This window comes from Bacillus sp. ISL-78, from assembly GCF_018613455.1.
In the GTDB taxonomy this organism is placed as follows: domain Bacteria; phylum Bacillota; class Bacilli; order Bacillales; family DSM-1321; genus Peribacillus; species Peribacillus frigoritolerans.
This window is the reverse complement of record NZ_JAGGQC010000030.1, coordinates 1-10,358: the sequence shown is the minus strand read 5'-3', so window position 1 is coordinate 10,358 and position 10,358 is coordinate 1. Positions and strand designations below refer to the sequence as shown.

12 protein-coding genes are annotated in these 10,358 nt (G+C 33.1%); all 12 read right to left on the bottom strand.

Translation table 11 applies throughout. From position 1 onward, the window contains the following. Positions 1 to 175 precede the first annotated feature (175 nt). The gene (locus J7I96_RS24465) at positions 176 to 613 is read right to left on the bottom strand and encodes a GNAT family N-acetyltransferase (RefSeq protein WP_311315264.1); all 438 of its coding nucleotides are present in this window, start codon (positions 611 to 613) and stop codon (positions 176 to 178) included. A gap of 144 nt (positions 614 to 757) precedes the next feature. Then, positions 758 to 1,354 (bottom strand): hypothetical protein, encoded by a 597-nt coding sequence (locus J7I96_RS24460; protein ID WP_311380716.1) that lies wholly within the window; start codon positions 1,352 to 1,354, stop codon positions 758 to 760. A gap of 226 nt (positions 1,355 to 1,580) precedes the next feature. After that, complete coding sequence (gene corA, locus J7I96_RS24455) at positions 1,581 to 2,522, bottom strand: magnesium/cobalt transporter CorA (protein WP_214926140.1); 942 nt, start codon at positions 2,520 to 2,522, stop codon at positions 1,581 to 1,583. A gap of 612 nt (positions 2,523 to 3,134) precedes the next feature. Next, on the bottom strand, positions 3,135 to 3,479 hold the full coding sequence (locus tag J7I96_RS24450) for a hypothetical protein (protein WP_214926147.1): 345 nt from the start codon (positions 3,477 to 3,479) through the stop codon (positions 3,135 to 3,137). A 71-nt stretch (positions 3,480 to 3,550) separates the two neighbouring features. After that, complete coding sequence (locus J7I96_RS24445) at positions 3,551 to 4,711, bottom strand: DUF4179 domain-containing protein (protein WP_214926149.1); 1,161 nt, start codon at positions 4,709 to 4,711, stop codon at positions 3,551 to 3,553. After that, positions 4,704 to 5,231, bottom strand: a complete 528-nt coding sequence (locus J7I96_RS24440; RefSeq protein ID WP_214926151.1) for a sigma-70 family RNA polymerase sigma factor — start codon at positions 5,229 to 5,231, stop codon at positions 4,704 to 4,706. Before J7I96_RS24440 ends, J7I96_RS24445 begins: the two co-directional genes overlap by 8 nt. Positions 5,232 to 5,514: 283 nt before the next feature. Next, a complete protein-coding gene (locus J7I96_RS24435; RefSeq protein ID WP_214926153.1) occupies positions 5,515 to 6,993 on the bottom strand; it encodes a UDP-N-acetylmuramoyl-L-alanyl-D-glutamate--2,6-diaminopimelate ligase in 1,479 nt (492 codons plus the stop codon). A gap of 164 nt (positions 6,994 to 7,157) precedes the next feature. After that, positions 7,158 to 7,667, bottom strand: a complete 510-nt coding sequence (locus J7I96_RS24430; protein WP_214926156.1) for a GNAT family N-acetyltransferase — start codon at positions 7,665 to 7,667, stop codon at positions 7,158 to 7,160. Between the two features lie 276 nt (positions 7,668 to 7,943). Next, positions 7,944 to 8,312 carry a hypothetical protein gene (locus tag J7I96_RS24425; RefSeq protein WP_214774776.1) on the bottom strand — a complete coding sequence of 123 codons (369 nt, stop codon included), beginning with the start codon at positions 8,310 to 8,312 and terminating at the stop codon, positions 7,944 to 7,946. A gap of 92 nt (positions 8,313 to 8,404) precedes the next feature. Continuing rightward, positions 8,405 to 8,899, bottom strand: a complete 495-nt coding sequence (locus J7I96_RS24420; RefSeq protein ID WP_214774778.1) for a helix-turn-helix transcriptional regulator — start codon at positions 8,897 to 8,899, stop codon at positions 8,405 to 8,407. Positions 8,900 to 9,297: 398 nt separating this feature from the next. Then, entirely contained in the window at positions 9,298 to 9,678 is a 381-nt protein-coding gene (locus tag J7I96_RS24415; protein WP_215048135.1) for a hypothetical protein, read from the bottom strand. Positions 9,679 to 9,785: 107 nt separating this feature from the next. Next, positions 9,786 to 10,256, bottom strand: coding sequence for a DinB family protein (locus J7I96_RS24410; RefSeq protein ID WP_214774780.1), 471 nt, complete (start codon positions 10,254 to 10,256; stop codon positions 9,786 to 9,788). Positions 10,257 to 10,358: the final 102 nt, after the last annotated feature.

Here is a 10,358-nt window from a genome sequence, read left to right as displayed (position 1 = left end):
TTTAAAAAACTGGCTAACCTTATAATACGAACGCACCCGTTAGTTGCATAAGAGAAAGCTGCCTCAGCAACTTTCTTTATTGAAGTAAAGCAACCGATATTAAAAAAAAAGAGCTGTTAACTCAGCTCTTGTAAAGGTAATGCTTCTCTAATCGAAGCATTACCCCTATTTTTAATCACAACGTTTTTCTAAATGAATAGCACCATTTATCATAATCTAATTTCTCTTCATAAAAACAGTGAGCATTGTTTCGCTGAATTCCAGATTCTAATGCTACATATGCGGCTCCATTTTCTTTTGCCCAGTTATGTATATAACTTAATAATTTCTCTCCAAACCCAAATGAACGGTAAGCAGTATCAGTTACCAGATCATAAATAAAAACGTGACGTTTATTATAAAAGTTAACTCTCCAACTTAAACCAGCTAAGGATACAATCCGATTATCCTTATATAAAGCATACAAAGAATACCCATCTTTCCTCATTTCTTCAAGTAACTCCAGATATGTCTTTTGAGTTAACTCAGTACGTAACTGATTCATAATTGGAAAGGCTTCTAACCATTGTTCTTTATCTGTTAATTCTTGTATTGTTTCTACCGTAGAATTCACATTAACACCCCTAAAAAGTTTTATTAAAATTAAATTCAACTTTGAACCCCGTAATTCCTTCTTCAACTAAACTGCCCCGATAGTTGCATAAGAAAAAGCTGCCTTAAAGACAGCTCCGATCTTCAGCTAAAGCTACCCGTTAGCTTAATAAGAACCCACAAAATACCAGTTTTCATCTAACTTTTCTATTTTCTTAAAATCTCCATCAAAATCACTTTGATTTGGCTTTTTACCATTAGGTGAGTATACGAACCCAGAGAAATTGTCTAATATTCCACGGTATGTGAAGAACAAAACCAGGTCACTGTTTTTTTCAATAACAATTTCTCCACCACCCTTAGATAATTGGTCATATTTTTCGGGTAATTGGATAAGTGATGAATCGTATGAAACATTCGGTTTCAAAGTACCGTTTTTCACCATTTCCACTACATCATCTCTTTCTGATTTATTCAATTTGAAGTCCAAATCTAACATAACTTGAGTAAAAGGAAAGAACAGCCACAATAAGATAGTTAATAACTGGATGGTGAAAGGCTTCCAACCCTTATTTTTAAATAAATTGATAATGGTCTTTACTGTAATGAAAATAAAAAATCCAAATATCACTAACCAAATAGGCAGCATTAAAAATTCGGTTATTATATCAATCAAATACCATTGAAAAAATGCAATTAAAATAACCAATATACTACTTGCTAACGCCAAGTATAAAAGTCGATTATGTTTCAAATTGTTCACTCTCTCATAGGATAGTTTTGCTTCATTTTATAGATATAATTACGAGAATACCAATGGTATTTTGTGACAAACCTTATTCCACTGACCTGCCCCGATAGTTGCATAAAGAAAAAGCTGCCTTAAAGACAGCTCTGATCTTCAGCTAACGCACCCGTTAGTTCTATAAGGAAAAGTGAACCTTTTTAAACAATCGTGCCCGTTTTTTGCATCAGCTTTTTATTTTTAATCATTTAAACCAGCCCTTACGCCAAAACCATAACAACATTACAGAGCCAACTGATACCATAACTCCCAACACTCCAAAATATCCCCATTGCCAAGTAAGTTCTGGCATATATTCAAAATTCATCCCATATATACTGGCAATAAACGTTAAGGGTATGAAAACTGATGTCATAACAGTTAGTGTCTTCATAATTCTGTTCATTCGGTTTGAATTTAGTGAAATATAGTTGTCTCGTATATCTGCCGTCATTTCTCGATTAGATTCGATCATTTCAGAAAGTCTCAATAAATGGTCGTATATATCCATAAAATAGACTCGATCATCTTTTGGGACTATCACTCTCTCCGAATTTAAAATTCTATACAGCAATTCTCTCATCGGAAAAATTGTGCGCCTTAACTTAAGTAACTGGTTTCTTATTTCATAAACATTTTCAATTAAATCTTGATTTGTTCTATTCATTTCTATTTCATTCAATTCATCTTCACTTTTATAAATACTTGGAAAATACTCATCTACAATTTTATCCATTATTGAATAAAAAATGTGGAGAACCCCTTTATTAATAGTATTTTTATCCTCCATTACTCTTTTTCGAACCATTCCTATTTCACTTGAAGGTGATGAATGGAAAGTAACTATAAAATTGTGTCCGACAAATATATCTAATTCTTCAGGTGCAAGGGAGAATTGGTTTAAAGTGTGTAGCACAAAAAAATTATACCCATCATAATAATCAAGTTTTGGACGCTGTAGAAAATGTAAGCAGTCTTCAATTGCAAGTGGATGGAAATCAAAATGAGTTTTTAAAAGCAGTGCTTCTTCATCATTAGGTGTATCGAAATCTACCCAAAACCATTTAATATCTGAATCATCTAAACGTTTTAATGGTATATCAGTTATTAGTTCTAAATCGTTTGTTACGGCAAAAGTATGAATCATATGTATCGCATCCTCTTTTATTTGTAAATTAAACACTACCTCTTTGTTTCAGATACAAATTATTAATAAGCTAAAGAATTGGTCTAATATATTATAACTCCTTATGGAACTATACTGCCCCTATAGTTCCATAAAGAAAAAGCTGCCTTAAAGACAGCTCTGATTTTCAGCTAACGCACCCTTCATTAGGGATAAAATCTCATTCTCCTGTTAAAATCTCTATAAAAATAATGGTAATAACAAAAGCTAACAAAGAAAGTAAAACTCTATTAAATAAATGAATAGGCATTAGACGTTCTTTTAGCTTAAAGTATCCATTTAACACGACGATTAGTATAGCTAAATGAATAATTATTGCTATTAAATCAGTGTAAGTAAATGGCTTGCTTATGTAACTATCTGGGTAAAACCCTGTTAGGATTATTACAGTAAATAGAATAAATTGGATTCCAAAATATTTAATAAGATTCAAACTGCATAAGCTCCTTCTCAATTTCTCATTGTGTTTCACCATTATTGTAGCTGTAAGAAACAACTTTGGGAAACAGTAAATATCGAGAAAACTTCTTCAACTAACCTGCCCCGTTAGTTGATTAAGATATTTCCTTTATATTAATTCACTTTAAGGATGTTTAAATGCTTCGTTGTAGAAATCAAATCTATTTTATGATTTCCTTTTGTGTAAAAAACGGAAGCCCCTTCTCTTTTTCCCTTTTTCCATCCATTCGCTTTAAGGACTAATTCATATCCAAATGGTATGCCATTTTCTTCCGATGCTTTTGACCAATCATAACTTTTCCCTTGTTCATTTTCCTGGACTAGCTCAGCATTTTTAGGAACTGGGAAGTCAAATGCATCTTTTGATGGTTCGTATAGAGATAACGTTATGAAATAATAAATGACTCCACCTATCAAAAGCGTAGCTAAAGTAAGTGTCCAACCAACCATTTTCTTCATTTTACTTACCCTTCCTTCATAGGTTGTTATTTGGATCGATACTCCAAACAACTATTTGTTTTCAACATATTCTATTCAAATTGTGGATTATCCTTGTTCAACTCCCTCAGTTTGATGCGAATATCTCTCGAATGCTCACTTATTCGCAGGATTTCATAACCCTTGATTGTAAGGTCACGTTTAAATGGAGTGATTTCAGGACATGAAGATTTCGTGAAGGCATAGTTAAATAAAGGAGAATGTAAAGGTTGTTCGATCCTTGAAGATTGCCCTTTGGTAATAGGAATAAGGAAGGGACTAACCGTTAAAAACTCTGAATTCTCTTCTAAAGGAGAAAATCGATATTCCATATTCAAAACAAATTTACCTCCTTTATCATTACCTGAACCAGATCCACCCGATTGTGTAAGCGATTCCCCTTTGTCATTTAGTAAATTAAATTGAAGGTGACTATCATCAATCATTTGTGGATTTTCTCCAGCAGATGAAGTTAAATCAACTGACAGTTTAATTCCTGCAGGTCCAATCTTAACTGTCTTCACAGTCATCTTTGTATCTTTATAACCCATTGTTTGATTGGGTTGTATCGTTTTTACTTCTTCCTTAGACTTGGTAACCGGAATTTCAAAATTCCAATTTCCTTTTACTTTGCCTATATTGTTCAACCCTATGCTTAGATCAAATGAATCTGGTAGCTCCTCCGTAGGCTCTATATTAATTACACCTGCGTATTGATTATCAGCTAAAAACTCTCCCGTCCGACCGTCACCAAAATTAATTTCCTTACCATTAACTTTTAGTTCCATTTCCCCTAAATCGCCCCACTTGTTAGGGAATTCTTGTATATAACTAATCGACAAACGGGTACCATCAAAAAAGATATCCTTCATTGTTAAGCTTATATTTTTATCTGTAACGGTTTTCTCTATCTTCTCTGATAACCCCTTTTGACTAGCTATTTCAAGCCCTCTATCCCCAACAAACTCGAAAACAGAATTCAATACTGGAATAGTTGATAATACCTTGGCCATTGCTGGAGAGACAAAGGCAGAGCCAATTAATACACAAGTTGCTAAAGAAGCTACACCAATAAAGGGATACAACTTTCTTTTTGGTTTCTTATGCTTCGTTTTCGCTCTCTTTATTGCAACATCTATTGTTTTATCAAGTTTATCGATAGGTACCTCGATTTTTTCAATAGCTTCTTTTATGTCTGGAATTTGATTATTCATTTATACACGCCTCCTTTAACTTACCCTTCAATTCGTTAATGGCTCGATGTAAATTCGTTTTAACCGTTCCTTCAGGGCATTCTAGGAATTCAGCTATCTGCTTAATAGTTAAGTCTTGATAATATCTAAGAATAATCACCGTCTTGTACTTTTCAGCTAACCCTTCAATTGCTGTAAACAGGTCCATCTTGTCTTCAAGCATTAATCTTTCGGCGGCTCCGATTCTCTCCAATGAATCTTGATCAATAGGAATCACTTTATTATTTTTCTTGATAAAATCCAATGCAGTGTTTATTAAGATCCGGGTCAGCCAAGTAGAGAAGTATGAAGAATCCTTTAGGTTTCCAATAGATATGTAGGCTTTGTAAATCGTATCTTGAACAATGTCTAGAGAGTCACTTTCATTTTTCACATACAGGAATGCTGTTCGATAAAGTTTTTCTTTTTCTTTATGAATTAGCTTTATGAATGCTTGGTCGTCCCCTTTTTGAGCTTTTTTTACTGTATTTAAATGGAACATACTTTTCACTCCTTTCTTACAGACAACAGTTAGACTGACATCCAAGTCATTTCGTTTCAATTATTTAGTAAAAATCATTACTTCATAATGGCTAAATTAAAAACGGGACCCAATAAACCAATTTCGTATTGTACTAACCTGCCCCTTTAGTTCCAAAAGAAAAGAGCTGCCTTAAAGTCAGCTCTGATCTTCAGCTAACGCACCCGTTAGTTTAAGTACATTACTTCACAAACAAAAAGAAGATGCCTGGTTAAAGCATCGTTAAGACCTAAAGTAATTAATACTACTTCTCAGATATTGCCTTTCTCGCTATTTCTTTATCATCAAAATGAATTGTTTTATCTTTAAATTTTTGATAGGTCTCATGACCTTTTCCAGCTATTATAACAACATCATTTGAAGTAGCCTCTTTGATAGCTTTATATATAGCTTCTTCTCGATCAGCGAGTAATTCATATTGAAATGAAATAGACTTTTTCATTCCTTTTTCTATGTCATTCATAATTTTAATAGGGTCTTCTGAACGTGGATTATCAGAAGTAACAAAAACAATGTTACTGTATCTGCTAGCTATTTCTCCCATAATTGGTCGTTTTCCTTTATCTCTATCCCCACCACAACCAAAAACAGTAATTACTTTTCCTTTTGTGAACTCTTTAATTGATTTTAATACGTTTTCCAAAGCATCTGGTGTATGAGCGTAGTCAACTAAAACAAGATAATCTTGTCCTTCATCCACTATTTCCATCCTGCCACTTATACTTGTTAACAAGGAAAGACTACTTCTAATATTCTCAAGGGGTATTCCTTCAATTAACGCTGCTGTTATACCAGCTAATGCATTATAAACATTAAAACCCCCTACTAATTGTAGGTGTATTTCAATTTCTCCTTTAAAAGTAATAAGTAAAAACCGAATTCCTTGCGATGTCATGGTGATATTTTTTGCAGAAACATCAGCTTCATTGTTGATTCCGTAAGTAATAACTTCCACTGCAGATAATTTACGAAAATGTTCAAAACTTGGGTCATCTGCATTTAGGACAGCATATTTTTCATCTTTAGATTTAAATGTATTTCCGAGCCTAGAGAATAAAAGCCCTTTTGTATTCCTATATTGTTCCATTGTGCCGTGATAATCTATGTGATCTTGAGTAAGGTTTGTAAATATGGCTGTTCTAAAGTTACACCCCATTACACGCTTCATGTCTAACCCTTGAGATGTAACTTCCATAACACAATATTCCGTGTTGTATTCCCTCATTTTCCGGAGGTTTCTTTGTAAAATGGGGGGTTCCTGTGTATTTATATCTGTGGGATACATGATTCTGTTAATCTGAATGCCGTTATTACCCATCAGACCAGTTTTAAGTCCGTAATCAGTAAAAATTTTTTCAATAATGTAAGAGGTAGTGGTTTTGCCGTTCGTTCCTGTTATTCCAATAAGTTTCATCTCATGTGAGGGATGATTATAAAAATTCGAAGCAATAACAGCCATTGCCTGCCTTGCATCTTTAACAAATATCTTTGGTACATCAATATCAACATCACGTTCGACTAAAAGGGCTACTGCACCATTCCTAATGGCATCTTTAGCATAATGGTGTCTATCTTCAAGAAATCCCTTAATGGCTGGTACACAGATAAACAAATTCCCCTTTTCCACTTTCCTTGAGTCCATTTGTAATCCTGTAATTTCGACATCCATATTCCCTTCTATTTCTTTGACCATAAAAAGGTCAGCTATCTCTTTTAACTTCAAGTTAGAACCCCTCTCAATTAATTATGTTTATAAACTTTTATTGGCAATTTGTTCTTATATTCTACATTCTTATGCAACTAACCTGCCCCTTTAGCACCATAAGAAAAGGGCTACATCATCAGCAGCCCTTATTACCTTTTAGTTTATTATCTAAATATCTAAGTTTAAAGTAGTGTTCTAATATTGTCCCATCCATATACAAGTTCATTGAGTTTTTCCCCAGAAATGTTAACCTCAATGGTGTCTATTTTTTTACCACCAAGAGCCTCATAAAAAAGACGAGAACTATTATCTTCAAGCACTAAAACTATCATTGAAAAAAGTTTTTTTTGTTGTAGTTCTTCAATGATTGGTTTAACCAATAATTTCCCTAACCCATTTCCTTGATACTCTTTTAAAATATAAATAGCATATAATTCACCAGTGTAATCAGGGTATTTACTAGATCTTTCTTTACCACCAGATGAAAAACCAACAATTTTTCCTTCCTCGTTTTCTGCTACAAATACATCGCTATTAGGAATGTTTTCTTTCCATAATTGCTCTCGTCCTTCATAAATCAAATTATTTAAGTATTCGTCTGGAATGATATTTGCATATGTGGTTTTCCAACTATCAACGTGTACTTTAGCTATCCCTTTGGCATCGGTTAATACAGCTTTTCTTATCCTCATTAAACCACCTCTATTTTTCTATATTTTAACATTTGTAAATTCACAAATATATAATTTTGAAATATTTTCCTTATGCAACTAACCTGCCCCTTTAGTTCCATAAGAAAAGAGCTGCCTTAAAGACAGATCCAATCTTCAGCTAACGCACCCGTTAGTTTAAGTGTATTAAATCACAAACTTAGCTGGTTTTGTTTAATAAGAACGCTATGTTAATGAATATTGTTGATATTTATTAAAGAAATGAGTAATTCAAAGAAGTTACTCTTCTCAATCAAATTAATATTTAACTTTATTTTTGTTTCTATTAGCTAACTTTATAGCGAAGAACTGAGGAATCAAATTCAAAAAACTAACCAAGATTAATAATTGATATGGAGTTAGTGGCTTAAAATAGCCACCCCATCGTTCGTTCCCTGTCATCTCGCTGATGAAATAAAATGAAATTATTACAGATAATATATTACCAATAATAAGAAAGATTGAATTACTAACGAGTTTGCCGAAGAAAGCAAGAAGTGAAGTTACTACAATCATAATTAAATAGCCAAGCATTGAACGGTTAGCAAAATCTTGGTGCATTGAAAAATAAACAAAAGGAAAACAGTATAAACAGACTAATAGAATACCACTTACTATTTTTCTCATATTGTCACCTCTCTTTGTATATTTATAAATAGAACAAATATATAGGTTACGTGGAAAACTTGGACAGCCGAAGACTATTATAGGTTGAGGTCTTATTCTTCATATATCCCTATACCTTTGTCTATCTCGATAGTCCCCACCTCCTGTAATTCATTTAAACGACTTAAACTCTCTTCTTTATCAAAAGAACTATGCCAACGATAATCATATTGATCCAATATACGGTAATGGTTACTAATCAAATTTTGTTGCAAACGAAAATCCCCTCTATACTCGACCTCTTTCCACCATATCTTACCACCCATTGTTTTTTCTTTAGGCGTACCACCATTTTTGCTAGCAATTAACTGAACAAAATCAACTGGATTGTCACCGATTGATGATATCAACAATTGGCTATGATTAAACAAAGCACAAAATGCAACAACGGTGGTCCAATTGGCTTCTGTTCTTCTTTTTTCAATTTGAACTAGTGTTTTTTTTGAAATCCCTAGAATTTCAGACATCTTATCTTGAGAAAAACTTTGTTCTGTTCGGACAAGTTTCATTTTTTCTGATATTAAATTGATGAATTCTTCTTTTTCCATATATACTAAATACTCCTTTTTAGTGTAATTTTACACTAAAAGTATTATTTTTCAACCAAAAATACCCTTTTTGAAAAAAAAAGCAACTTTAAAACACAAAGAAAAAGGCAAGAAATAACCTTGCTCTAAATAAGTTTGAAATGGGAATATTCTTAATTAAAGCTTGTTGAACTAACCTGCCCCGTTAGTTCCTTAAGAAAATGCTGTCTTAAATACAGTTCTGATCTTCTGCAAACGCACCCGGTCGTTCAACTAGAAGGAAAAATCCACTTACATCACTATAAAATTTTGTAAACAAAAAGAGCGTTAACCCTTTTGGTCAACGCTCTAAAATCGATTAAAATACATTAATAACTAATACATGAACTTATTCGACATGCCAAGCATAAATTTCAATATCAATCTTCATTCTCTTCTTCTTCATATAATTCGTGTTCACCAACATAAATAGGGCCGTTTGCATAATCAATTCTGATTGGCCATTCATACGGAACGGATAAACGGCTTGCTACACCTCTCCAAAATTTACTCGAATCGGTTTCAAAATCTTGAAACTCTTTTAATAGTTCTTTATATGACGAACCGTCGAATTGTATATTCATTTCCTGCAACCTCATGAAAGCCATATGTCTAATTTCAAGCTCAGCTGCCTTTTCCATTTCTTCATCAGTTGCCTCTTCGATAATGGTTCCTGGCGGAGGTAAAATAGCGTAGATATTATCTACTTCTTCTACCGTTTCTTGTGCGGGGATCGATTTATTTCGAATCCGATTAAGCATAAAGTCAACTCCTAATGGTTTTTATCTATTATATATAAGTCTATCAAGCTGCGTAAACTAATACTCTTCAAGTGCAACTAACGCACCCGTTTGTTGAATAGTAAAATCTATTCAAATAATGGAACTTTTGGGTCTATCTCATAACAATGAACAAGCATAGAGTGTAATTGCCCTCTGTGATGATAAACGTGAGCTACAATCTCTATCAACCATTCATATCGTGAGTATGTAACACCCCAATAAGAAGTAATTTCCTCTTGAAGTTCGACCTCTGTAAAATTCATAAATTTATCTTCTAAAAATTGATGATTTTTTATCAAAGCTTCTTTCATCTCATATAGGCTTTTATATGAAACACTTGAATAAAATTTATTCATCTTGTTTTGGGATGCCCCATCCGATATAAGCGAATCAGCTTCACAAATAATAGCAATGTGTTCTAACAGCTCTCCTATTGAATGCTTATTGGGTGTAGGTCTTTTTTGTAAGTCATTTTCTTCTAACTTATCTATCATCTCAACAATTGTCGTTACAGCCACTTTAATTTGATTCAATGCACTCTTACAATACGTATTCATCTTATCCTCCTTTACTTCAAATAAATAATAATATAGGTTCGTAGTTAAATTTTAGCTCCCTCTATTCAACTATCCTGCCCCTTCGTATTATAAGGTCAGCCA